Origin of the sequence: uncultured Granulicatella sp., from assembly GCF_963515095.1 — a bacterium.
In the GTDB taxonomy this organism is placed as follows: Bacteria; Bacillota; Bacilli; order Lactobacillales; family Aerococcaceae; genus Granulicatella.
This window is the reverse complement of the sequence record NZ_CAUPXD010000004.1, coordinates 38533-63780: the sequence shown is the minus strand read 5'-3', so window position 1 is coordinate 63780 and position 25248 is coordinate 38533. Positions and strand designations below refer to the sequence as shown.

At 34.4% G+C, this 25248-nt stretch carries 24 protein-coding genes and 1 pseudogene; 23 read left to right on the top strand and 2 right to left on the bottom strand.

All coding sequences use genetic code 11. The features are described 5' to 3' along the window. The first annotated feature begins 50 nt into the window (after window positions 1-50). Both pfkA and pyk read left to right on the top strand, forming a co-directional pair. Window positions 51-1016: a 6-phosphofructokinase gene (gene pfkA / locus RWL86_RS02070; RefSeq protein ID WP_314076944.1), complete on the top strand. Its 966-nt coding sequence runs from the start codon at window positions 51-53 to the stop codon at window positions 1014-1016. Between the two features lie 15 nt (window positions 1017-1031). Next, a pseudogene (gene pyk, locus RWL86_RS02065) lies at window positions 1032-2441 on the top strand (pyruvate kinase); the annotation flags it as partial. Between the two features lie 734 nt (window positions 2442-3175). Here pyk and lexA read toward each other — a convergent pair. Continuing rightward, window positions 3176-3799, bottom strand: a complete 624-nt coding sequence (gene lexA, locus RWL86_RS02060; protein ID WP_314076943.1) for a transcriptional repressor LexA — start codon at window positions 3797-3799, stop codon at window positions 3176-3178. A 148-nt stretch (window positions 3800-3947) separates the two neighbouring features. Here lexA and RWL86_RS02055 point away from each other — a divergent pair, with 148 nt between their 5' ends. The 5 genes from RWL86_RS02055 to RWL86_RS02035 all read left to right on the top strand — a co-directional run bounded on the left by RWL86_RS02055 (window position 3948) and on the right by RWL86_RS02035 (window position 8256). Beyond that, window positions 3948-4196: a DUF896 family protein gene (locus tag RWL86_RS02055; protein ID WP_314076942.1), complete on the top strand. Its 249-nt coding sequence runs from the start codon at window positions 3948-3950 to the stop codon at window positions 4194-4196. Between the two features lie 55 nt (window positions 4197-4251). Beyond that, entirely contained in the window at window positions 4252-6249 is a 1998-nt protein-coding gene (gene tkt, locus RWL86_RS02050) for a transketolase (protein ID WP_314076941.1), read from the top strand. A 195-nt stretch (window positions 6250-6444) separates the two neighbouring features. After that, window positions 6445-7356, top strand: a complete 912-nt coding sequence (locus tag RWL86_RS02045; protein WP_314076940.1) for an Rpn family recombination-promoting nuclease/putative transposase — start codon at window positions 6445-6447, stop codon at window positions 7354-7356. A 12-nt stretch (window positions 7357-7368) separates the two neighbouring features. After that, entirely contained in the window at window positions 7369-7602 is a 234-nt protein-coding gene (locus RWL86_RS02040; protein ID WP_314076939.1) for a hypothetical protein, read from the top strand. 333 nt (window positions 7603-7935) lie between these two features. Continuing rightward, window positions 7936-8256 carry a DUF4143 domain-containing protein gene (locus RWL86_RS02035; RefSeq protein ID WP_314076938.1) on the top strand — a complete coding sequence of 107 codons (321 nt, stop codon included), beginning with the start codon at window positions 7936-7938 and terminating at the stop codon, window positions 8254-8256. A gap of 541 nt (window positions 8257-8797) precedes the next feature. On the opposite strand, the gene RWL86_RS02030 is transcribed toward RWL86_RS02035, so the two are convergent. Continuing rightward, complete coding sequence (locus RWL86_RS02030; protein ID WP_314076937.1) at window positions 8798-8902, bottom strand: putative holin-like toxin; 105 nt, start codon at window positions 8900-8902, stop codon at window positions 8798-8800. A gap of 578 nt (window positions 8903-9480) precedes the next feature. Here RWL86_RS02030 and RWL86_RS02025 point away from each other — a divergent pair. From RWL86_RS02025 to greA, 16 genes are all read left to right on the top strand, one after another. Then, window positions 9481-10185: an AzlC family ABC transporter permease gene (locus RWL86_RS02025; RefSeq protein ID WP_314076936.1), complete on the top strand. Its 705-nt coding sequence runs from the start codon at window positions 9481-9483 to the stop codon at window positions 10183-10185. After that, window positions 10182-10511 (top strand): AzlD domain-containing protein, encoded by a 330-nt coding sequence (locus RWL86_RS02020; protein ID WP_314076935.1) that lies wholly within the window; start codon window positions 10182-10184, stop codon window positions 10509-10511. The genes RWL86_RS02025 and RWL86_RS02020 overlap by 4 nt, the downstream gene beginning before the upstream one ends. A 142-nt stretch (window positions 10512-10653) precedes the next feature. Then, window positions 10654-11451: a TIGR00282 family metallophosphoesterase gene (locus RWL86_RS02015; RefSeq protein WP_314076934.1), complete on the top strand. Its 798-nt coding sequence runs from the start codon at window positions 10654-10656 to the stop codon at window positions 11449-11451. 21 nt (window positions 11452-11472) lie between these two features. After that, window positions 11473-14091, top strand: a complete 2619-nt coding sequence (gene mutS, locus RWL86_RS02010; protein WP_314076933.1) for a DNA mismatch repair protein MutS — start codon at window positions 11473-11475, stop codon at window positions 14089-14091. Window positions 14092-14095: 4 nt separating this feature from the next. Then, window positions 14096-16084 carry a DNA mismatch repair endonuclease MutL gene (gene mutL / locus RWL86_RS02005; RefSeq protein ID WP_314076932.1) on the top strand — a complete coding sequence of 663 codons (1989 nt, stop codon included), beginning with the start codon at window positions 14096-14098 and terminating at the stop codon, window positions 16082-16084. Window positions 16085-16095: 11 nt separating this feature from the next. After that, window positions 16096-16530 carry a peptide-methionine (R)-S-oxide reductase MsrB gene (msrB, locus tag RWL86_RS02000; RefSeq protein ID WP_314076931.1) on the top strand — a complete coding sequence of 145 codons (435 nt, stop codon included), beginning with the start codon at window positions 16096-16098 and terminating at the stop codon, window positions 16528-16530. Window positions 16531-16701: 171 nt separating this feature from the next. Then, complete coding sequence (locus tag RWL86_RS01995; RefSeq protein ID WP_314076930.1) at window positions 16702-17157, top strand: 8-oxo-dGTP diphosphatase; 456 nt, start codon at window positions 16702-16704, stop codon at window positions 17155-17157. Between the two features lie 302 nt (window positions 17158-17459). Continuing rightward, entirely contained in the window at window positions 17460-17639 is a 180-nt protein-coding gene (locus RWL86_RS01990; RefSeq protein ID WP_314076929.1) for a type II toxin-antitoxin system HicA family toxin, read from the top strand. A gap of 36 nt (window positions 17640-17675) precedes the next feature. Then, on the top strand, window positions 17676-18125 hold the full coding sequence (locus RWL86_RS01985) for a type II toxin-antitoxin system HicB family antitoxin (RefSeq protein ID WP_314076928.1): 450 nt from the start codon (window positions 17676-17678) through the stop codon (window positions 18123-18125). A 388-nt stretch (window positions 18126-18513) separates the two neighbouring features. Continuing rightward, window positions 18514-21159: an alanine--tRNA ligase gene (gene alaS, locus RWL86_RS01980; RefSeq protein ID WP_314076927.1), complete on the top strand. Its 2646-nt coding sequence runs from the start codon at window positions 18514-18516 to the stop codon at window positions 21157-21159. A 134-nt stretch (window positions 21160-21293) separates the two neighbouring features. Continuing rightward, a complete protein-coding gene (locus tag RWL86_RS01975; protein ID WP_006702831.1) occupies window positions 21294-21560 on the top strand; it encodes an IreB family regulatory phosphoprotein in 267 nt (88 codons plus the stop codon). Beyond that, window positions 21560-21982 carry a Holliday junction resolvase RuvX gene (gene ruvX / locus RWL86_RS01970; RefSeq protein ID WP_227931530.1) on the top strand — a complete coding sequence of 141 codons (423 nt, stop codon included), beginning with the start codon at window positions 21560-21562 and terminating at the stop codon, window positions 21980-21982. Before RWL86_RS01975 ends, ruvX begins: the two co-directional genes overlap by 1 nt. Before the next feature lie 15 nt (window positions 21983-21997). Beyond that, complete coding sequence (locus RWL86_RS01965) at window positions 21998-22294, top strand: DUF1292 domain-containing protein (protein WP_314076926.1); 297 nt, start codon at window positions 21998-22000, stop codon at window positions 22292-22294. A gap of 505 nt (window positions 22295-22799) precedes the next feature. Further along, window positions 22800-23978 carry an endolytic transglycosylase MltG gene (mltG, locus tag RWL86_RS01960; protein WP_399534276.1) on the top strand — a complete coding sequence of 393 codons (1179 nt, stop codon included), beginning with the start codon at window positions 22800-22802 and terminating at the stop codon, window positions 23976-23978. Between the two features lie 3 nt (window positions 23979-23981). Next, entirely contained in the window at window positions 23982-24611 is a 630-nt protein-coding gene (udk, locus tag RWL86_RS01955; protein ID WP_314076924.1) for a uridine kinase, read from the top strand. Between the two features lie 100 nt (window positions 24612-24711). Then, a complete protein-coding gene (gene greA, locus RWL86_RS01950) occupies window positions 24712-25191 on the top strand; it encodes a transcription elongation factor GreA (RefSeq protein ID WP_314076923.1) in 480 nt (159 codons plus the stop codon). The last annotated feature ends 57 nt before the right edge of the window (window positions 25192-25248 follow it).

The window sequence follows — 25248 nt, the reverse complement described above, 5'->3', positions numbered from 1 at the left end:
GAAAAGAAATTGGAAAAGAGTTCCAAAATTAACTTTAAGAGGTGAATAGCTTGAAACGTATTGCTGTTTTAACAAGTGGTGGAGATGCACCAGGTATGAATGCTGCAGTTCGTGCCATCGTTCGTAAAGGAATTTATGAAGGATTTGAAGTCTATGGAATTAACTATGGATTTGCAGGATTAGTTGCAGGAGATATCCGTAAAATGGAAGCTTCTGATGTAGGAGATATGATTGGCCGTGGAGGTACTTTCTTATATTCTGCACGTTATCCTGAATTTGCACACCGCGAAGGCCAAGAAAAAGGGATCGAACAATTGAAAAAATTCGGTATCGAAGGTTTAGTTGTTATCGGTGGAGATGGAAGTTACCAAGGTGCTGTAGCTTTAACAAAATTAGGTTTCCCAACAATTGGAGTTCCAGGAACAATCGATAATGATATTCCAGGTACAGATTATACAATTGGTTTTGATACTGCTATTAATACAGTATTAGATTCAGTAGACCGTTTAAGAGATACTGCAACAAGTCACGTTCGTACATTTATTGTTGAAGTAATGGGACGTAATGCAGGGGATATTGCTCTATGGACTGGTATCGGTAGTGGAGCAGAGCAAATTTTAATTCCTGAGCAAGAATTTGACATTGCTGAAGTTGCAAAAGAATTAAAACGTGGTCGTTTAAATGGTAAAAAACACACAATTATTCTTTTAGCTGAAGGAGTAATGAGTGGTGAGGAATTTGCTAAGAAATTATGGGAATACGATGATGACTTCCATACTCGTGTAACAGTATTAGGACACGTTCAACGTGGTGGTTCACCAACTGCTCGTGACCGTGTATTAGCAAGTCGTTTAGGTGCAAAAGCTATCGACCTATTAAAAGAAGGCGTTGGTGGAGTTTGCGTTGGTGTTCGTGGCGAAGAAGTTGTTTATAGTGACATCGTAGAAACATTAGCAAATGGGAAACATGTACCAAACTTAGAATTATATCAATTAAATAAAGAAATTTCATTTTAATAAGGAGTAATTTTTATGAAAAAAACTAAAATTGTATGTACAATTGGACCAGCAAGTGAATCAATTGAAAAATTAACAGCATTAGTAGAAGCAGGAATGAACGTATCACGTTTAAACTTCTCTCATGGTGACCATGAAGAACATTTAGCACGTATTAACAATATCAAAAAAGTACGTCAAGAAACTGGTAAAATGATTGCTATCTTATTAGATACAAAAGGACCAGAAATTCGTACACATGATATGGAAGGTGGAGCTTTAGAATTCTTCACTGGCGATGTTTTACGTATTTCAATGACACAAGTTTTAGGAACTAAAGAAAAAATTTCTATTACTTATCCAGAATTAATTAACGATGTTCAAGTTGGATCTACTATCTTAATCGATGATGGTTTAGTAGGTTTAACAGTTACTGAAATTGACCATGCTAATGGAGAAATCGTAACAGTAGTAAATAACAGCGGTGTTGTTAAAAACAAAAAAGGTGTTAACGTTCCAGGCGTAAGCACTAAATTACCAGGAATCACTGAAAAAGATAGAGCAGATATTATCTTCGGTATTGAAAATGATATTGACTATATCGCAGCAAGTTTCGTTCGTCGTGCATCTGACGTTCAAGAAATCAGAGATTTATTAGAAGAATACAATGCAACTCATATTCAAATTATTCCAAAAATTGAAAACCAAGAAGGTATTGATAACATTGACGAAATCTTAGCTTTATCTGATGGATTAATGGTTGCTCGTGGAGACATGGGTGTTGAAATTCCTGCAGAGGAAGTTCCAATCGTTCAAAAAGCTTTAATTAAGAAATGTAATGCTTGTGGTAAACCAGTAATTACAGCTACACAAATGTTAGATTCAATGCAACGTAACCCACGTCCAACTCGTGCGGAAGCAGGGGACGTAGCGAACGCTATCTTCGATGGTACAGATGCTGTAATGTTATCTGGTGAATCTGCAGCAGGGGACTACCCAGTAGAAGCTGTTAAAACAATGGCAAGTATTTGTGTACGTACTGAACGTGAGTTACGTGGACAAGATAAATTTAAATTAAAAACTTATGATACATCAGACGTAGCTGAAGCAATTGCTCGTTCAGTAGCTCATACAGCTAAAAACTTAGATATCAAAACAATTGTAGCTGCAACTCAATCTGGTCATACTCCGAAAATGATTTCTAAATATCGTCCAAGTGCAAATATTATGGCTGTGACATACACTGAACGTCAACAACGTGCTTTAGCATTAGTATGGGGTGTTCAACCTTTTGTAATTGATAGACCAGCTTCAACTGATGAAATGTTCAATCTTGCGAACGATATCGTATTAGAAAAAGGATTTGCTGAAAAAGGAGAATTATTAATTCTTACTGCAGGTCTTAAAGTTGGAGAAACAGGTTCAACAAATATGTTGAAAGTTCAAAAAACATTTTAATATTTGAAATAGACTTTTCTATAATAGCGAAGGACGCCAGCAGACCTACGGTCTCATGGCTAAAATTTGAGCCTAAGGTCTCAAATTTTCCTGTACTAGAAGCCAACAGCTTCTAGTACTTGTGCTATTATGAAAAGTCTTTTCTATTTGGACGGATGGTTACGGGAGAAAGTTTTATGTAATTAGACTTTCCTTGTATAGCAGTATTAGGACGCTAGCAGCCAGCGTTGCTGTCTCATAGCTAAAAGTTGAGCCTAAGGTCTCAACTTTTCCTGCGATAGAATCTGTTGTGACAGATTCTATTGCCCATACTACTATGGAAAGTCTCTTATCATTTAATGAATATTGATGATAGTACGTAAAAATGTATAGCAGTGTTAGGATACTAGAAGCATGGACAGTTTATTAACATCTTTTACTAAGAAAGGTACTTTTTTAAAACGTATATTGATTAGAGTACGTTTTAATGTAATTATACTTTCCTGGTATAGTAGTTTTAGGACGCCAGTAGCCAGCTTTGCTGTCTCATACTGCTATGGAAAGTCTTTTGCATTTTAAAGAATATCTATGAGAGTACGTTAGAGAATAGACTTTCCTTGTATAGTGATATTAGGATTCCAGTAATTAGCTTTTCTATTTTTTTACTGGTATGGAAAGTTTTTTTAAAAACAAAATAAAAAACTCTTCGTTTTAAAAACAAAGAGTTTATCATTGATAAATCATTAAAAAATTCGATTACGATAGAGGCTGACTACTTTTCCTAAGATGGTTACATTCGGTAAGATAATCGGATCGAGTTGATCATTTTCTGGCTCTAAGCGAATATGGTCAGATTCTCTGTAAAATCTCTTACAAGTAGCAGTGTCCTCTTCAGTCATTGCAATCACAATTTCACCATTAGAAGCAGTGGATTGTTTTCGTACGATGACAGAATCGCCATCAAAAATTCCTGCGTTAATCATACTGTCTCCTTTAATGGTTAACATGAATAAATCTTCTGCATCTTGTTGCAAGTCTGGTGGGATAGGGAAGAATCCATTTGCCTCTTCAAATGCTAAAATAGGAGCACCTGCAGTAACGGTTCCCAACATAGGGATAGCAGTAGCTCTAGCGCCAATAGTTTTTAGTCCAAAGTGTGTTAATTCAATCGCTCTAGGTTTACTAGGATCTCGTTGAATATATCCATTTTTTTCTAAACGAGAAAGGTGTCCATGTACAGTCGAGGTTGAAGAAAGTCCAACAGCATTACAAATTTCTCGAACAGTTGGTGGATAACCATGTTCTTTAACTTCTTCATAAATAAAACGTAAAACATCGATTTGTTTTGAATCTTTTCCATTTGACATTGTATCACCTTCTCTATTTCTTTTACGTAATCATAGCACAAATTGATTACTAAATCAAACAAATGTTCGTATGTTGGAATGTTTTCTTTTTATACAAATAATGGTATGATAAAAGAGTAATTACAGAATTTTAGAAAGGAAGTCTGAAATGTTAGATCCTAAAAAAATTGAAAGAATCAATGAATTAGCTCGTAAGAAAAAAACAGTTGGATTAACACCTGTAGAGCAAGAAGAACAATTGTTATTACGTCAAGAATATTTAGAAGTGTTCCGTGGAGGAATGAGAAATCATATTGAAGGATTAAAAGTTGTCGATGAAGACGGTAATGATGTAACTCCTGAAAAATTGAAACAAATTCAAAGAGAAAAAGGATTACATAATCGTAACGAAGAATAATTTATTCATCAAAATAGGAAATAAATAAAATCATCATTTGAATAGGAGTGTTAATATGTTTGATAAAGTAGATCAGTTAGCAGTAGATACGATTCGTACAATGAGTGTGGATGCCATTCAAGCCGCAAATTCTGGACACCCAGGTTTGCCAATTGGTGCTGCTCCAATGGCTTATGTATTGTGGTCAAAATATTTAAAAGTAAATCCAAAACAATCTAAATGGGTCGATCGTGATCGCTTTGTTTTATCAGGTGGACATGGTTCAGCGCTCTTATATTCATTATTACATTTATCTGGTTATCAAGTTTCAATTGAAGATGTAAAAAATTTCCGTCAATTTAATAGTAAAACTCCAGGGCATCCTGAAGTTGGTCACACTGATGGAGTAGAGGCAACAACTGGACCTCTAGGACAAGGATTTGCCAATGGTGTAGGGATGGCAATGGCTGAAGCGCATCTAGCTGCAACTTATAATCGTCCAGGATTTCCTATTGTAGATCACCATACTTATGTGATGTGCGGGGATGGCGATTTAATGGAAGGAATTTCTTATGAAGCAAGTTCACTAGCTGGTACTTTAAAATTAAATAAATTAATTGTATTATACGATTCAAACGATATTACATTAGATGGCGAATTAACAAAATCATTTAATGAAAGCGTGAAGGATCGATTCATCGCTCAAGGATGGAATTATATTCGAGTTGAAGATGGTAATGACTTAGATGAAATTGCAGAAGCGATTGAAGAAGCGCAAGGTGAAACTGAAAAACCAACATTAATCGAAGTAAAAACGATTATTGGATACGGTGCTCCAAATCAAGGAACAAATAAAATTCATGGTACTCCTTTAGGTGAAGAGGGCATTAAAATCATGAAGCAAAATTATGGCTGGGAGTACGCTACATTTGAAGTTCCAGAAGAAGTAGCTCATCGTTTTGAAAAATTATTAGTTCAAACAGGAGAAAATGATTACCAAGAATGGCAAGAATTATTTGAAGCATATCGTAAAGAATATCCTGAATTAGCCAAACAATTCGAAGAAGCTTTTTCTGGAAAAGTTGAAGTAGATTGGAAAGAAATCTTACCAAAATATGAATTTGGTAGCCCAGCAAAAGCTTCACGTGTGACAAGCCAAGAAGTGATTCAAGAATTAGGAAAACATATTCCATCATTCTGGGGAGGATCAGCTGATTTATCTTCTTCAAACAACACAATGAATAAGGCAGATACTGATTTTGAAGCTAGTAATTATGCAGGACGTAATATTTGGTTTGGGGTACGTGAATTTTCAATGGGTGCAGCACTAAATGGTATTTTATTACATGGTGGTACAAGAGGATATATTGGTACATTCTTTGTATTTGCAGACTATGTTAAACCAGCTATGAGGGTAGCAGCATTATCTAAATTACCAACCATTTATGTTTATACGCATGATTCTATTGCTGTTGGGGAAGATGGCCCAACTCATGAACCAATTGAACAATTAGCAGCATTCCGTGCTACTCCAAATACAAATGTCTTTAGACCAGCAGATGGAAATGAAGTAGCTGCAGCATGGAAAACAGCTTTAGAAGATACTACTAGACCATCCTTATTAGTCTTATCAAGACAAAATCTTCCAGTATTAGAACATTCATTGGAATTAGCTTTCGATGGAGTGGATAAAGGAGCTTATGTTGTGAGTCCACAAGAAGGAGAAGTTCCAGAAGGAATTCTGATTGCAACTGGTTCTGAAGTGAATTTAGCAGTAGAAGCTCAAAAAGTTTTACGAGAAACAGGACATGATGTTTCAGTAGTTTCAATGCCAGCGATGAATCGATTTGAAGAACAATCAAAAGCATATCAAGAAGCAGTATTGCCAAGTTCAGTTCGAAAGCGTGTTGCCATTGAAATGGGAGCAAGCTTAGGATGGCATCGTTATGTAGGATTCGATGGAGAATTAGTAACGATTGATAAATTCGGTGCATCTGGTAATGGAAATACTGTGATGAAAGATTATGGGTTCACAGTTGAAAATGTTGTGGCAACTTATTTGTCATTGAACTAATCCAATAATGAATGAATACCGACTTAATGAACGAGAAATACTCTCAGTTGATTGAGTCGGTATTTTTGTATTTACAAAAAAATATGATTTAAAAAATATTTTTTGTCCTTTTTTGCGTATATATAAGTGAAATGTCATTTCTAGTGAACATTCACTGGAAGATGCTTTCAAAAAATAGAGAGAGGACGAAAGAATATGAAAGAACGAATTGAAGGGGCAAGACCAATGATGGACTTAATGGCAAAGAAGATTTTTAGCAATACATCAGTTACTTCGCAGTTTATACGAGACATATTTGACTTGCCAGTTGAAAGTGTAAAAATTTTAGAAAGTACTCAAATACATGAATTTTATTTGGATGAATTTCCGTATTCAACCCATATTGACGTGTTGGCAGAGCTGGATGATCACACACAAATTATTATAGAAATACAAGTAGCCTTACAGATTGACTTTATTAAGCGTTTGTGTTTATATTTATGTGAACAGATTTCTAAAAATATGAATATGCATAAAATGGATGGCACGCAAACCTATCATCTCGCAAAAGAAATGATTCCAGTATACGCTATCGCAATTACGCAGGAGAGATATTTTGAAGATGATCGTATGTATCACTCATTTAGCTTAAGAGATGATGAATCCTACGAAGAATTAAAAGTATATTTTAAAGGAATCAAAGAAAAGCGTAACTTAATGCGTATGGCATTTTTAGAATTAGATAAATATGATCCAACTAAAATAAAACAATATAAAAAAGTTCGATGGATTGAGTTTTTTGGGAACAAACCTTATACACAAAATCCTGAGACAATTTTAGAAACAGCAGATATGATTATGAATCGAACTGGCTGGACGGAGGAGGAACGAACGATGTATGATGATCGAACAAGAAAACTGGATGGTTACTATGCGCATTTAGAGTATGTGGCAGAAGAAAAACAATTAGCAAGAATGGAAGGAATCGAAGAAGGAATAGAAAAAGGCAGAGCGGAAGGTGCTATCACAACCATTGTCGGATTAATTAAAGATGGAATTCTTACAATCGAAAATGGAGCTAAGAGATTAAATATATCTGAATCAGAATTGACTGCGTACTTATCGTAGGAGGAATAAACGATGTATGATGATCGAACAAGAAAACTGGATGGTTACTATGCGCATTTAGAGTATGTGGCAGAAGAAAAACAATTAGCAAGAATGGAAGGAATCGAAGAAGGAATAGAAAAAGGCAGAGCGGAAGGTGCTATCACAACCATTGTCGGATTAATTAAAGATGGAATTCTTACAATCGAAAATGGAGCTAAGAGATTAAATATATCAGAATCGGAATTAACTGCGTACTTATCGTAGGATGAACGAACGATGTATGATGTTCGAACAAGAAAACTAGGCGGATAAGATTGTATCGGTTCAAAATAGTCGAGAATTAGATACAGAGAAAGCACAAAGCAAAATGGATGAAGCAGGGTATGAGATTGAATCCGCAACACGGAATTTAGAGGAATTGTTTAAGAATTAATGAAGTATAACAGAAAAAATATCTGTATTGGTAAAAAGCTTGTTTACAATATATCGTATGCAAGCTTTTTGTTTGCAATGGTTTGTAAAAATTTATCGATGAGCCTTTTTAGTTGAGGGAGTAAAATAGAGCGAATAAAAGTTTTGAGAATCCATTCCCTAAACTTGATAAAGATAAAACTAGTACGTGAAAAGCAAGGTGAACCAGCAACAAAAACTATCGCATCTTATGTAGGAGTATTAAAAGAATCTTATATGTTGTATGATGTTAAGCGATTCGATATAAAGGGAAAAGAATACCTAAAAACACTTGGTAAGTATTATGTTGTAGATATTGGATTAAGAAACTATTTACTTGGTTTTAGAGATAGAAGACATGCGTTAGAAAATATAGTTTACTTTGAATTGCTAAGACGAGGTTTTGATGTATCAATTGGAAAAATTAATAATTTAGAAGTTGATTTTATTGCTACAAAATGCAAATGAAAAAATGTATATTCAAGTAACTGAAAGTATGAAAAATGAATCTGTAAGAGAGAATTAAAACCATTACAAAATAATCATAAAAAAATAGTGATAACTTTAGATAAAGCAATTGATGATGAATATGATGAAATTGAATCAATTGATATTATTGAATGGTTATTAAAATAGTGAGAAATACATGCATCTACAGTAGTACTTGCTTTTATTACGTATTAATTTTTTTCTTATAGAAAAATTGGTGTTTAATACTTTACAGAAATCAAAATCCCCTTAAACCTTGATGTAATGATGTTTTAGGAGTTTTATTTTCGAGTCGGAAAATGCGTACTTTTCTATTTGTGTCTCATTGAGACATTATCACTTGTGTTTGACATTTGGAGAGAACTTGGATTTGTCGAGGTTTGCAATTAATTTTGTTTTTGGTATAATAAAGATGCAAAAAGAGCCGAGCTGGAACTCGACTCTAATGTAGACCGTTAAAAAGACGGTGGCTAATTAGGATGAAATAACATCACTCAATCAGGCAAAGTTATGAGCGGTGTTATTTTTTTGTTAGTAATTCTATAAGTTTAACAATGAGTGCTAATAATGCAACTAATAAAGATGCAAAAGAACACACTAATGTCAAAGTTTCATAGACTGACAAAATACAACCTCCTTTCGATAGATTTTGAATAGATGCTCATAAGCATCACCTACCTTTATAGAGATTGCCACCGCTTTAAAACTTTCTACGCAGAGAGTGTATCATAAACGAAATGGAAATAACAGCAGAATGTGTGGAAAATCACATTACAACTTAAAATATTTTTATGAGATTAATAGATCATTATTTGAGGACAGTATCACGTGAGTTTGACATATGAAAAATATAACTTGTAAACGTATTGATATAATTTATTAAAAACAATACAATATAAATAAATTAAAGAGACGCTGTAAAAAGTATTTTTTGGACTCAATATATCTGTCAAAACACGTTTAAAAGTATAAAATACAAGAAGAAAAATTATTTGTAGTGAAAGTAAAAAATCTAGTTTGCTGGATTTTTTACAGATAAAATTCGAGAGTAAGGCTCGAATTTTAGCCATGAGACCTGCAAGGGCTGCTGGCGGCCTCACATACAAAAAAATTTTTCTTCTTGTATTTTATTACGTATTAGTTGCAAGCTTGTAGAAGATTAGGTACACTGTCATTTGTATATGAATGAAAAGGAGTTAAGGAATGAAAGAGTGGAAACAAGCATTTAAATTATCATTGCCCATTTTCTTTGGTTATTTATTTTTAGGAATTGCTTTTGCCATTTTAATGGTTCAAGATGGTTACTCAGGTTGGTGGGCAATTTTTTCTAGTATTTTTATGTATGCTGGATCAATGCAATTTGCCATTGTCAGCTTTATGAATGCCGGTTTAGGACTTGGGATGATTGCTATTATGACTTTACTTATTAATGCTCGTATGATGTTTTATGGCATTAGTTTTATCGAATTATTCAAGCGATTAGGTTGGAAGGCTTTCTATTTAATTTTTGCATTATCAGATGAAACATTCTCTGTAATGGTTGGTATGAAACAAGAAGAAGAGGGAACTTATTCTGATATTGTTCACGTCTATCTTGCATTTTTAAATCATGTGTACTGGGTATTCGGGACGATGGTTGGTGTTATAGCTGGAAACTTTATTCCATTTTCTGCAAAAGGCATTGATTTTTCAATGACGGCATTATTCGTATTAATTGTTGTGAATCAAATCATGCAAAGTGATCGTTACTATCCGTTTTTAATTGGTGGAAGTAGTGCTTTATTCTGGTTAATTACAGTCGGACCAAAATACTTCTTATTACCAAGCCTAGCTTGTACCGTTATTTTATTAATGATCATTTTTGAAAGAAATATGAAAAACAAATTGAAGGAGGAAGTATCAAAATGACACCAATGATGATTTTTTTAAGTATGATGGTTGCAACGATTGTAACATTCGGATTGAGATTATTCCCCTATGTGATGTTCCGTCATCATGATGTATTACCTCCTCGTCTCCAATTTATTGCACAAGTACTCCCTAAAGCAATTATGACGACATTAGTTATTTACTGTGTCAAAGATGTAGCATGGACACAAGCGCCATTTGGGGCAGCAGAACTCATTAGTATTGCTTGTGTAGTAGTGTTACATTGGTGGAAGCAAAATACCTTATTAAGTATTTTTGTTCCAACGATGATTTATATGATTTTAATTCAAGTAGTATTTGTATAATTAGTTATTGAAAACTCTTATGGTCTATTCGAAGACTTTAAGAGTTTTTTTGCATTCTATTCGAATTTCTTTCAGCAAAACACTATCATTTCAAAACATTTGTTGTTACACTAATAGAAGATGAAATAGAAAGAGGAGTCACATGAAGTTATTATTTGTTGGAGACGTTGTTGGAGCTCCAGGCCGTCAAGCTATTGAAGATTATTTACCAAAATTAAAGAAAAAATATAAACCTCAAGTAACGATTGTCAATGGAGAAAATGCTGCGAATGGAAAGGGCATTACTGAGAAAATTTATAAGCAATTATTACAGGCTGGTGCAGATGTTGTGACATTAGGAAATCATGCATTTGATAATCGTGATATATTTGAATTTATTGATGATGCAAAGAAAATGGTTCGTCCAGCGAATTATCCAGCAGGAGTTCCAGGGCAAGGGATGGTATTTGTTAAGTGTAATGAAGTGGAAGTTTGTGTGATTAACTTGCAAGGTCGTGTCTTTATGAATACATTAGATGATCCATTCCAAGTCATTCAGTCACTCATTGAAACAGCTCGTAAGAGAACACCGATTATTTTTGTAGATTTCCATGCAGAAGTGACAAGTGAAAAGCAAGCAATGGGTTGGTTTTTAGATGGAAAAGTAACCGCCGTGATTGGAACGCATACGCATGTACAAACGAATGATGCCCGTATTTTACCTCAAGGAACGGCTGTGATGTGTGATGTAGGGATGACAGGTCCTTATAATGGAATTTTAGGAATGGAAAGAGAAGCGATTATTGGTAAATTTTTAAACCAATTACCAACACGATTCGAAGTATCTGATCCTGATGAGATTCAATTATCCGCTTGTTTTATTGAATGCGATGATACAACTGGAAAAGTGAAGAAAATTTTACCCATTAAAATTTCACCAGATCAACCATTTATGGAATAGATAAAGGAGAAAATTTTACGAATGCCTCAAAAAACGAAGAGAACACCCATGATGGAACAATATTTTTCGATTAAGGAACAATATCCGGATTGTTTATTGTTTTATCGTTTGGGAGATTTTTATGAATTATTTTATGATGATGCGCTAGAAGCTGCTCGTCTATTAGAAATTACATTAACATGTAGAAATAAAAATGCAGAAGATCCAATTCCAATGTGTGGAGTACCTCATCATTCTGCAAAAGAATATATTCGAACATTAATTGAATATGGGAAAAAAGTTGCGATTTGTGAGCAATTAGAAGACCCTAAATTTACTAAAGGAATGGTCAAAAGAGATGTTGTTCAAGTCTTAACACCGGGAACGTATACGGAGTACTCTCAACAGCATGCCAATAACTATTTAGTAGCGATAAAACCATTAGCACAAGATTCTTATGCTTTAGGCTATGTCGATGTTGCGACAGGCGAATTAAAAGGGACTTGTGTCCAATCAATGGAAGAAGTTCGTAGTGAATGTTCGAGTTTAAAAACGAGAGAATTAGTGAAAGTTGGAGATTTTTCTTCAGAAGCATTAGAAGAAATGTGCTTGTATTTTGATATTTTACCATCTACCTTAGCAACTGAAGATATTCAAAGAGGAAGTTTTGATGCGTTACTAGAAGATATCGAACAGGAAGATGTTTATGAAGTGCTGGAAGGCTTATTATCTTATTTAGCGAAAACTCAAAAGAAAAGTTTTACTCACCTTCAAAAGGCGAGGTATTACGAACGAGATTTTTACTTATTCATGAACTATGAAGCGAAAAGAAACTTAGAGTTAACGAGTACGATTCGTACGCAGCAAAAACAAGGTTCACTTTATTGGTTCTTAGATGAAACTCAAACAGCGATGGGTGCTCGTTTATTAAAGCAATGGATTGAAAAACCATTAGTTCTTCAAACTGATATTGAAGAACGACATGATTTAGTCGAAAGTTTGACGCAACATTATTTTGAACGGATAGATTTTATTGAAGCGTTAAAAGGTGTATATGATTTAGAGCGAATAGTTGGGAAAGTTTCATTTGGAACTGCTAACGCGAGAGATTTATTACAATTAAAACAAACATTAGCGAAAGTTCCTGTTTTTAGAGCGATTGCAGATAGTTTGAATCATCCGAAGTGGCAAAAGTTAAAACAACAATTACATGCGATTCCAGAATTATATGAATGCATTGAAAGAGCCATTGATGAAGATGCTCCGGTATCTTTATCAGATGGAAATATTATTAAAAAAGGCTATCATGAAAAACTAGACCTTTACCGTGAAACAATGGCACATGGGAAAGAATGGATTGCTCAATTACAACAAACAGAGCGAGAAGCTACAGGAATTAAGTCCTTAAAAATTAGTTATAATAAAGTGTTTGGTTATTATATTGAAGTAACAAAAGCGAATCTTTCTCAATTAGATGATAGTCGTTATGAACGAAAACAAACATTAAGTAATGCAGAACGTTTTATTACACCTGAATTAAAAGAAAAAGAAGCGTTGATTTTAGAAGCTGAAGAGAAATCAAGTTTACTAGAATATGAATTATTTGTGGCTGTTCGTGAAGAAGTGAAAACTTATACGGAGCAATTACAAGAATTAGCAAAAGCAGTAGCAACGATTGATGTGTTGCAGTCGTTTAGCACCGTCAGTGAAGCGTATCAATTAACAAGACCTACGATTTCATTAATGGATCGTTCGTTAGAAATTATCGATGGTCGTCACCCAGTTGTTGAAAAAGTGATGGGACGTTCTAGCTATGTTCCTAATTCGATTCAAATGACGCCAGAAGACCATATTTTATTAATTACAGGACCAAATATGTCTGGTAAATCAACGTATATGAGACAGTTGGCGCTTTGTGTGATTCTATCTCAAATTGGTTGCTTTGTTCCAGCGACAAGTGCAAAAATTCCAATTTTTACAAAAATCTTTACACGAATTGGAGCAGCAGATGATTTAATTTCTGGTCAAAGTACCTTCATGGTAGAAATGATGGAAACCAATACAGCATTACGACAAGCTGATCCAACAAGTTTATTATTATTTGATGAAATCGGAAGAGGAACAGCTACGTATGACGGAATGGCTCTTGCGCATGCCATTATTGGATATATTCATGAACATTTAACTGCGAAAGTCCTTTTTTCAACTCATTATCATGAATTAACAGCTTTAAGTGATACGTATGAGGATTTAAAAAATGTCCATGTTGGTGCGATTGAAAAAGATGGCGAAGTGGTCTTCCTTCATAAAATTATGGAAGGGCCAGCAGATAAGAGTTACGGAATTCATGTTGCTAAATTAGCTGGATTACCGTCATCATTATTAAGTCATGCGGAAAATATTTTAACAATTTTAGAAACTAATTCGCAAGCGAATGTAAGTCTTCAAGAAGACGCTCCAGTGGAAAAGGCTGAAGTGGAAATTGTAGAAAGTAGTGCTACTGTTGAAGTTCCACGTGTTGAATCAGAACAATTGGATTTATTTACAAGTAATCTCGATCAAGAAGTATTAGAGGAGATAAAATCTGTTCGAGTGATGAATTTAACGCCACTTCAAGCGTTGCAATTCATCGACCAATGGCAAACAAGACTGAAAGGGTGAGTCTATGGGGAAAATTAAAGAATTAAGTGCTTTATTAACCAATCAAATTGCAGCAGGAGAAGTCATTGAACGACCGTCATCTGTTGTCAAAGAATTATTGGAAAATGCGGTAGATGCTGGCAGTACAAGAATTGTCATTGAAATTGAAGAAGCAGGATTAAAACTCATACGAATTACCGATAATGGTTCAGGGATGAGTCGTGAAGATGCCGTCTTATCGATTCGCCGTCATACGACGAGTAAAATTTATTCACCTGAACAATTATTTCGCATTAAAACATTAGGATTCAGAGGAGAAGCTTTAGCAAGTATTACAGCAGTTTCAAAGGTGACTGTAACGACTTCTACTGGAGAAGACGTGGGAACTCAGTTAAAAGTTGAGTCAGGAACTATTGTAGAAGAAACTCAAGTACCTCCGTTAAAAGGGACAACCATTGAAGTTTCAGATTTATTTTATAATACTCCTGCTCGTTTGAAATTTGTTCGCACACTTCAAACGGAAATTGCTCATATTACAGATGTTGTGAGTAAAATTTCTCTCAGTCATCCAGAAATTTCTATTATTTTAAGAAATGAAGGAAATGAATTAATTCGAACAGCAGGAAATGGTGACTTGCGTCAAGCTATTGCAGGTAATTTAGGTCCTACTAACGCTCGTAAAATGTTAGTATTTAGTGGGGAAGATGATGATTTCAAAGTCAGTGGCTATACTTCTTTGCCAGAATTAACAAGATCCAATCGAAATTATATTTCGATTTTTATCAATGGGCGTTCGATTCGTAATATTGCGATTTCTAAAGCAATTGTGGCAGGATATGGTTCTACTTTAATGGTGGGACGTTTTCCAATTACAGTGATTGATATTGAAATGGATTTCCAATTAGTCGATGTCAATGTGCATCCAACAAAGCAGGAAGTGCGTATTAGTAAAGAAGTGGAACTCTCAGCCCTTATTCAAAAAGCAATCCATGAGTCGATTCAAGGGGTACAACGAATTCCTGAATCATTAGAAGATTTACCATTTAAACGTAAATCAACGGAATTGACAACTGCCCGACCGGTAGTGGAACAAGAAACGTTAAATTTTGACTTAAAACCAGTTCAGCCATCCATTCGAGTTGAAATTCCTAACGAGTGGATACAAGAGGATGAGACTTCTTCGTATACGAGTGAAGCGGTAAGTTATGAAGACCTACCTTTAGAAACTGAAGAGAGTCCATTTGAGAGAGAGATTTCTGAAGAAATAACAGAGGAAATTCCAGTTCAAATAACGGCTCATAACATAGAGGTCTGTGAAGATTGCCGAATAGATTTTCACCAAGAAAAAGCGAATTATTGGAAATTATCTCAAGAATTGGATGAAGAAAATTTTGAAACTGATTTTCCAGAATTACATTATTTTGGACAAATGCATGGGACGTATTTATTTGCGCAAAATGAAAAAGGGTTATACATGATTGATCAACATGCTGCTCAAGAACGGATTAAATATGAAATTTTTAAAGTTTCTATTGGAGAAGTAGCGCCAGTGAGTCAATCATTAATGATTCCGATTGTCATGGAATTTTCGAAAAAAGAAGCGCTCAAATTACAAGAGTCGTTAGAAATGATTCGTGAATTTGGAATAGAAATCGAACCATTTGGTACGCATACTTTTCAAATTCAATCCCATCCTAGTTGGATGAAACAGGGGGAAGAAAGAGAAATTATCGAAGAGATTATTGATTTAATTCTCTCAAATCAAAAAGTAACGGTTGCTCAACTGCGTAAGGCAACTGCCATTATGATGAGCTGTAAAGGTTCGATAAAGGCGAATCATCGTTTAACAACGCTTGAAGCGGAACAATTATTAGTGGACTTAGCAAAATGTAAAAATCCGTATAATTGCCCTCATGGTAGACCAGTATTAGTTCATTTAAGCAATAAAGATTTGGAAAAATTATTTAAACGAATTCAAGATCCACATCAATCAAAGTGGAAGTTTGAAGATTAGGAGGAAGAAAAATGTCAGAATTTTCAAAAGAAGCATTAAAACAACGATTAACAGAAATTCAATATGAAGTGACGCAAAATGAAGCGACAGAACGTCCTTTTTCAGGAGAATATGATGAATTTTTTGAAGAAGGAATTTATGTAGATGTAGTGAGTGGTGAACCATTATTTAGTTCAAAAGATAAATTTGATGCAGGTTGCGGATGGCCATCATTTTCAAGACCGATTCAAAATACAACATTAACAGAAAAAGAAGACCATAAATTAAATCGTGTTCGTACAGAAGTTCGTAGTCAAAAAGCGGATTCTCATTTAGGGCATGTATTCCCAGATGGACCTGAAGAGTTAGGTGGATTACGTTATTGTATTAATTCTGCTGCATTAAGATTTATTCCAAAGGTAGATTTAGAAAAAGAAGGATATGGAGAATTTCTTCAATACTTTTAAAGAGGGAGACTACGAAAGACTTCCAAATATAGTAGCAAAGGACGGCAGCAGCCCTGCGGTCTCATAACTACTATGGGAAGTCTTTCTACGTTTTGCGTATGGAGATGAGAGTACGTTTGAGATGTAGACTTCCCAATATCATTCCTAATAAAAGAGAAAGAGAGTGAGAAAATGAGTCGTACTGTTCATACTGAATTGACAAATATGTGTATGATTTATGACCAAGAGGGAAATGTTTTAGTGCAAGAGAAAAATTTGAGTTATGCACAAGGATTAATTTTCCCAGGAGGTCATGTTGAACCAATGGAATCCATTGTAGATTCGACGATTCGAGAAATTAAAGAAGAAACAGGTCTAACGATTAGTCAGCTAGAGTTTTGTGGAATTAAAGATTGGATTCGACCAGATGGAACACGTTATATTGTGTTTTTATACAAAACAAGTCATTATACTGGTGAACTTCGTTCTTCTTCTGAGGGAGATATGTTTTGGATTTCTTTAGAAGATTTGAAGAAGCGAGAACCATTATGGCATTTGGATCAAATGTTAGACATTTTTGAACAAAAGGGACCTACTGAATTGTTTTTCAATTATGGAGATGAGGAATATATCCCGGAATTGAAGTAGGATAGAATTTTTATTGGAAACTACGAAAGACTTCCAAAATAGTAGCAAAGGACGCAAGCAAACCCTTTGGGTTTCATTGCTAAATTTCGAGCCTTGGTCTCGAAATTTCCTAATAATAGTAGCCGAGTTTCGGCTACTATTATACATGCTACTATGGGAAGTCTTTCTCCGTTTTACGTGAGGAGATGAGGGTGAGTTTGAGATGTAGACTTCCTGTTATAGTAACATGAGAGAGAAGGTAATTATTCTTGATTAGCACGTGTAACACGTGCTATAATATTTGTGTCAGGAGGTAGAGCGCTATGCCGATGACACAAAATGAGATGGTCAAACTTCTTATCACTCATGGTTGGTCAAAAACAAAGGGTGGTACAGGTTCCCATGTAAAAATGGAGAAACAAGGAGAAAGACCTATCATAATTCCCCATGGTGAGTTAAATAAATTCACTGAAAAAGGGATAAGAAAGCAAGCTGGGTTATAATACTCAGCCTCTGCTTTTCTAATTGGAGGTATGAAAATGTTAGTGACTTATCCAGCGTTATTTTATTATGATGATTCAGATGATACAAATTCACCTTACTTTGTACATTTTCCAGATTTTTCAAATATGTCTGGTACTCAAGGAAAAGATATTAGTGATGCATTGGAAATGGCAAGTGAATGGCTAGGCATGAATGCTGCTGATTGTATCGAAAATGATATAGATTTACCTAAACCATCAGATATAAATTCTTTATCTTTAGTGGAACACAATCCTTTTAAGAATGATAAAGATATTGAATTAAAATTTGATTCAAAAAAATCGTTTATTTCTATGGTAGGAGTAAATGTAAATCACTATTTAGGAAATCAAGAACCAGTAAAAAAGACTTTAACGATACCGAGATGGGCTGATAAGTTAGGTAGAGAATTAGGTTTAAATTTTTCTCAAACATTAACAGAAGCAATTGTTGAAAGAAAAATTTGATAGCGCACCAAAAAAAGATTTCTGATGTGTTGCTTCTGTACCGTTAAAATTTTAAAATCACAAAACAAAAGCAACTTTTCTTGGTTAGTATAGGAAATAGATATCCTACCGAATAATTTGACAAATGTGAGAGATTTTCTTATACTAAATGAGTATTGTCAGTCAGATAAAAGAATTTTAATCGTAGAGAGGTCTAGCCGGTGAAAATGGCCACAAAATTTATGCTCCTGATTGGATTTTTGTAGAAATACAGACGCTTCCCGCGTTATCGGAATGAATGAGGATGAAATGCTGTTTCATTGTAAGCAAGGTGGTACCGCGTGGTAGACGCCCTTGTAACAATGGGGCAGTTTTTATTTTTTTATAATAAACGAAAAGGATGGTAAAGATGAAAAAATTATCTAGTAGCGAAATTCGTCAAATGTATCTTGATTTCTTCCAAGAGAAAGGACATAAGGTGCATCCAAGTGCAAGTTTAATTCCTGTAAACGATCCAACATTATTATGGATTAACTCTGGGGTAGCTACGTTAAAAAAATATTTTGATGGAACAGAAACACCTGAAGTTCCAAGAATTACAAATGCTCAAAAGAGTATTCGTACAAATGATATTGAAAATGTAGGTCATACTGCAAGACACCATACATTATTTGAAATGATGGGGAACTTCTCAATTGGAGATTACTTCAAAGAAGAAGTAATTCCATGGGCTTGGGAATTTTTAACTAGTGAAAAATGGTTAGCATTAGACCCAAATCGTTTATATGTAACGTATTATCCAAAAGATCCTGAAACAAAATACTTATGGATGGAAAAAGTGGGATTACCAGAAGACCATATTATTCCAGTAGAAGATAACTTCTGGGATATCGGTGCTGGACCATGTGGACCAGATACTGAGATTTTCTATGACCGTGGTGAAAAATATCAAACATTAGCTGAAGATGATCCTGAAAACTACCCAGGAGGAGAAAACGAACGTTACTTAGAAATTTGGAACTTAGTATTCTCTCAATTTAACCATATGCCAGATGGAACATATCCTCCATTACCACATAAAAACGTCGATACGGGGATGGGATTAGAGCGTGTAGTTTCTGTTATTCAAGATACTCCAACAAACTTTGAAACAGATTTATTCATGCCAATTATTCAACAATTAGAACAATTAAGTGCTGGTAAAAAATATAATGCTTCAAAAGATTTAGATGTTTCATTTAAAGTTATCGCTGACCATATTCGTGCAGTAAGTTTTGCGATTGGTGATGGTGCGTTACCTTCAAATGAAGGACGTGGATATATTATCCGTCGTTTAATTCGTCGTTCAGTAATGCATGGTCAACGTTTAGGAATTCAAGGTTCATTCTTAACAAAATTAGTTCCAACTGTTGCAAGCATTATGCATAGTTACTATCCAGAAGTAACTGAAAATATGGAGTTCATTCAAAAAGTAATTGCAAATGAAGAAAATCGTTTCCAAGAAACCATTCATGATGGACTTGCAATTTTAGAAACAGTATTTGCTGAAATGAAAGAGCAAAATCAAACAGTTTTATCAGGTGAAAATGCCTTTAAACTATATGATACTTATGGATTCCCTTATGAATTAACATTAGAATATGCTAGTGATAATGGGTATGAAGTGGATGAAGAAGGATTCCAAGCTGAAATGAAAGCACAAAAAGAACGTGCTCGTGCAGCTCGTAATACTGAAACTTCTATGAATGTTCAATCAGCTGTTTTACGTGATATTACTGTAGAAAGCTCATTTGTTGGATATGATCGTACTACAGATAATGGAGTATTAAAAGCTATTGTATTTGAAGATGAATTAGTAGAATCAGCTTCAGAAGATACAAGAGTACAAGTTGTCTTTGATCAAACGCCATTCTATGCAGAAATGGGTGGACAATTATCTGACCATGGTGTCATTAAAGATGAATCAGGTCAAATGGTTGCAACAGTCGTTCAAGTGAAGAAAGCTCCAAATGGTCAACCATTACATACAATTGATGTCGTTGCTCCAATGCAATTAAACTCAACTTATGTATTAGAAGTAGATCAACAAGAACGTGCTAAATTAATTAAAAACCATACTGCAACTCACTTATTACACCAAGCATTAAAAGAAGTATTAGGAACACATGCAAACCAAGCAGGTTCATTAGTAGCTCCAGGATACTTACGTTTTGACTTTAGCCACTTTGGACAAGTAACAGCTGAAGAATTAGCTGAAATGGAACGTATCGTAAATGAAAAAATTTGGGCAGCTTTAGACGTAGTGACTATTGAAACTACATTAGAAGAAGCGAAAAAATTAGGTGCAATGGCTTTATTCGGTGAAAAATATGGTAATAAAGTTCGTATGGTAAACATTGCAAACTGGTCTATTGAATTATGTGGTGGGGTTCACGTTTCAAACACTCAAGAAATCGGTCTATTCAAAATTATTTCTGAATCTGGTATTGGTGCAGGAGTTCGTCGTATTGAAGCTGTAACTAGTCAAGAAGCATTTGAGTTATTAGCAAAACATGAATTGTTATTAAAACAAATTGCAAGTGATGTTAAAGCTGTTCAATTAGATAGCACTCCAGAACGAGTTTCACACTTACAACAAGAGTTAAAAGAAGCTCAACATGAAATTTCATCTTTAAAAGCTAAATTAATGAAATCTGAAGTAGCAGACTTATTCGAATCTGTTTCTACAGCAGGAAATTACTCATTTATTACTGTTCACTTACCAAACAAAGATATGAATGAATTACGTCAATTAGCGGATACTTGGAGACAAAAAGCAGCAAGTGATGTATTTGTAGTTGCTACAAATGAAGGTGAAAAAGCGAATTTATTAGCTGCAGTTTCTAAAGATGCGAATGAAAAAGGAATTAAAGCAGGAGATATTATCAAAGCAATTGCCTCACATATCCAAGGTGGCGGTGGTGGCCGTCCAGATATGGCTCAAGCAGGTGGTAAAAATCCAGCAGGTATTCCAGCTGCGTTAAAAGCGGTAGAAGAATTCTTAACTCAAGCTTAATCACTAAATCGAAATGGAGTAGGATGTAATCCATTCTACTTCATTTTTTTAAGGAAAGTTTAATCTCTATCGAATTGATTGTAGTTTTATGAAAAATCTAGTAGAATGAAGATACAAAGAAATGAGGTGTTAATATGAGTTCAATGGATGAAACAGTTCTATTTAACTTTCATGATAAAGATGAAAAAACAGTACAAGAGACACTAACAATTGTTTATGATGCATTAAACGAAAAAGGTTATAGTGCAGTGAATCAAATTGTTGGGTACTTATTATCTGGCGATCCAGCTTATATTCCTCGACATCGTGATGCTAGAAATCTAGTAAGACGTCACGAGCGTGATGAAATTATCGAAGAATTAATCCGCCATTATATTCGTTCGACAGGTAGAGATTGTTAATGAGAGTAATGGGATTAGATGTCGGCAGTAAAACAGTTGGAGTTGCGATTAGTGACCCATTAGGTTGGACTGCTCAAGGTGTTGAAACGATTGCGATTAATGAAGCTGCAAGTGAATTTGGCTTTAACCGTGTGGTGGAATTGGTTAAAGAATACGAAGTTGAAAAGATTGTTATCGGTATGCCGAAAAACATGAACAATACAGCTGGACCAAGAGCAGAAGCTTCACAAAAATATGGTAGAAGTTTAGAAAAGCGATTAGAAATTCCAATCGTTTTTCACGATGAACGGTTAACAACGATGCAAGCAGAAAGAATGCTTGTTGAGGAGGCAAATGTTTCTCGTAAAAAGAGAAAAGAAGTCATTGATAAGTTAGCAGCCGTCATCATTTTACAAAATTATTTAGATTTAAATATTAAATAGAAAAGAGGAAACGTAATGACAGAACATACACATGAACATGATGGACATGAACATATTACAATTATTGATGAAGAGGGAAATGAAGTCTTACACGAGGTTTTATTTACTTTCGATTCAGAAGATTTTGGTAAATCATATGTTTTAGTTTACCCAGCAGGAATTCCTGAGGGTGAAGAAGTTGAACTTCAAGCATTTTCTTATGTGGAAGCTGAAGATGGTACTGAAGGAGACTTACTTCCTATTGAAACTGAAGAAGAATGGGATATGATTGAGGAAGTTTTAAATACTTTCTTAGATGAAGAAGAAGAATAATGATGTGAGAAGACGCCTGATAGAATGCTATTTGGTGTCTTCTTTCCTTTTAATATACAAAATCTGACTTTCCTGAAGTAGCAGTGGATGCCAGCAGCTTCGCAAGCGAATCTCATGGCTAAAAATCGAGCCTCGGTCTCGATTTTTCCAGTAAATAAAGCCATGTTGGCTTTATTTACGTATGCTACAGCGTCAAGTCAATTTTGTTTGACGTGTGTATATGATGGGTGTTTGAATGATGGGACTTGCCTTGGGTAGCGAAGGATGCAAGCAGCCAGCTTTGCTGTCTCATTGCTAACGCTACGTCGTCAAGTCCATTTCGCTGGACGTGTGTTTATGAGAGGGCGTTTAAATGATGGGATTTTCCTGAAGTAGCAAGGACGCCAGCAGCTTTGCAAGCAAATCTCATTGTTAATAGTGCTACAGCGTCAAGTCTATTTTGTTTCGTTGTTAGAAATTGTAATATAATTGTATAACTCCTAGTCTTCAAATGTTATAGGAATTCATGTATAATGACAACGAAGTTAAAAGGAGGCGGAATATGTCAAAAAAAGAACGTTTTAGAACAGAATTCATCTATGAAAATGATGAACTAAGAGCTATCCGAAAGAAAGAATCTAAAATAACACGAAATATTGTCAGATTTTTTGCGTTGATATTTACAGTAGTAATCCTTTGTGGTGGAGCATATGGTTATTATTATGTTTCTAAATCATTGAAACCAGTAGATGTAAAACAAACCCAAACAGTAGAAGTGGAAATTCCAACAGGATCTTCTGTGAAACAAATCGCTAAAATATTAGAAGATAATAAGCTCATTCGAAATGCGAAAATTTTTAATTTCTATATTAAATTCAAAAATGTAGCTGGATTTAAAGCAGGATTTTATCAATTATCTCCATCGATGGATTTGGACCAAATTTTAGGACAATTAGCAGATGGTGGGAAAGATAAATCTGCCAATGTTGCAAAAGTTGTTGTACGTGAAGGGGAAACTTTAACAGGAATTGCTGAAGAAGTGGAAAAATCTACGAAATATTCGAAAGATGATTTTATGAATAAAGTACAAGAACAAGCTTTCATTGATCAATTAGTGCAAAAATTTCCACGATTATTTAAAGATGCTCAAAAAGCAAAAAATGTTCGTTATTTCCTAGAAGGATATTTATTCCCTGCAACTTATGATGCAGATGAAAATAAAACATTACAAATGATTATAGAAGAAATGGTTGCTAAAACAGATAATGTCTTATCAAAATATTATGCAAAAATTTCTCAAGGAGACTATAATGTCCATGAAATTTTAACGATGGCTTCTTTACTAGAAAAAGAAGGATATAAATTAGAAGACCGTCAAAAGATTGCCAGTGTTTTCTATAATCGCCTGCAAAAGAATATGATGTTACAAACAGATATTTCTGTTCTTTATGCTCTAGGTGAACATAAAGAAGTCGTAACATTAAAAGATTTAGAAGTAAATTCTCCATATAATTTATATAGAAATAGAGGAATGGGTCCTGGGCCGTTTAATAGTCCAAGTGAAGAAGCAATTTTAGCTGCTATTGATCCAGCTCAAACCGATTATGAGTACTTCGTAGCAGATATTCAAACAAAAGAAGTTTATTTTGCAAAAACATATGAAGAACACTTAGCGTTAAAAGCTAAATACGTTGATAAGGAGTAATTTATGAAAAAGAAGCCGATTGTGATTGGAGTGACTGGTGGTTCAGGTAGTGGTAAAACTACCGTTAGTAGAAAGATTTTGGATCATTTTCCAGAATTAAGTATTGTAAAAATTGACCAAGATTTCTATTATAAAGACCAAAGTGATATGCCGTTTGAAGAACGTTTAAAAACGAACTATGACCATCCATTTGCATTTGATACGGATTTATTAATTGAACATATGAATAAATTAATTAATTTCGAATCGATTGATGAGCCAGTTTATGATTATGAAAATCATACGAGAAGTGATCGTACCATTCATCAAGAACCAAAAGATGTCATTCTAATTGAAGGAATTTTAATTTTGGAAGATGAACGTTTACGAAATTTAATGGATATTAAAGTGTATGTTGATACGGATGATGATATTCGTATTATTCGACGTATTAAACGTGATATGGTTGAACGTGGTAGAACACTTGATTCGATTATTCATCAATATATTACAGTTGTAAAACCAATGTATCATCAATTTATTGAACCAACGAAGAAATTTGCGGATATTATTATCCCTGAAGGTGGCTCAAATGCAGTAGCAATCGACTTAATGACAACAAAAATTGCTTCTATTTTAAGTGATTTAGCATAAAATTCTTAGAAATTTATAAATAATGCTTGCATTCTTCTTCATAAAATGGTATGTTTTTACCACTGTCAAAGCAGTAAAATGGAAAAGAGGGAGAAGCCAAATGACTGAGAAATTATATCCAATGACGCTTGAAGGTAAAGCAAAATTAGAAGCTGAATTGGAAGAACTAAAAGTAGTTAAACGTAAAGAAATCGTTGAGCGTATTAAAATTGCTCGTAGTTATGGTGACTTATCTGAAAATTCAGAGTACGAATCAGCTAAAGATGAACAAGCCTTTGTTGAAGGAAGAATTACAACTCTTGAAAAAATGATTCGTTTTGCTGAAATTATCGATGATAATAATGTCGAAAAAGATGTCGTTTCATTAGGACGTAAAATTACTTTTATTGAATTACCAAATGGTGAAGAAGAATCTTATACAATCGTAGGAAGTGCAGAAGCAAATCCTATCGAAGGAAAAATTTCAAATGATTCTCCAATTGCAAAAGGAATTCTTGGTAAGAAATTAAATGACGAAGTTGTTATCCAAACTCCTGGCGGAGATATGAAAGTAAGAATTACAAAAATTGAATCTGTATAAGAAATCATTTGCGAACTGTAAGAGAAGACTTTTCTCTTGCAGTTTTTTTGTGTTGTT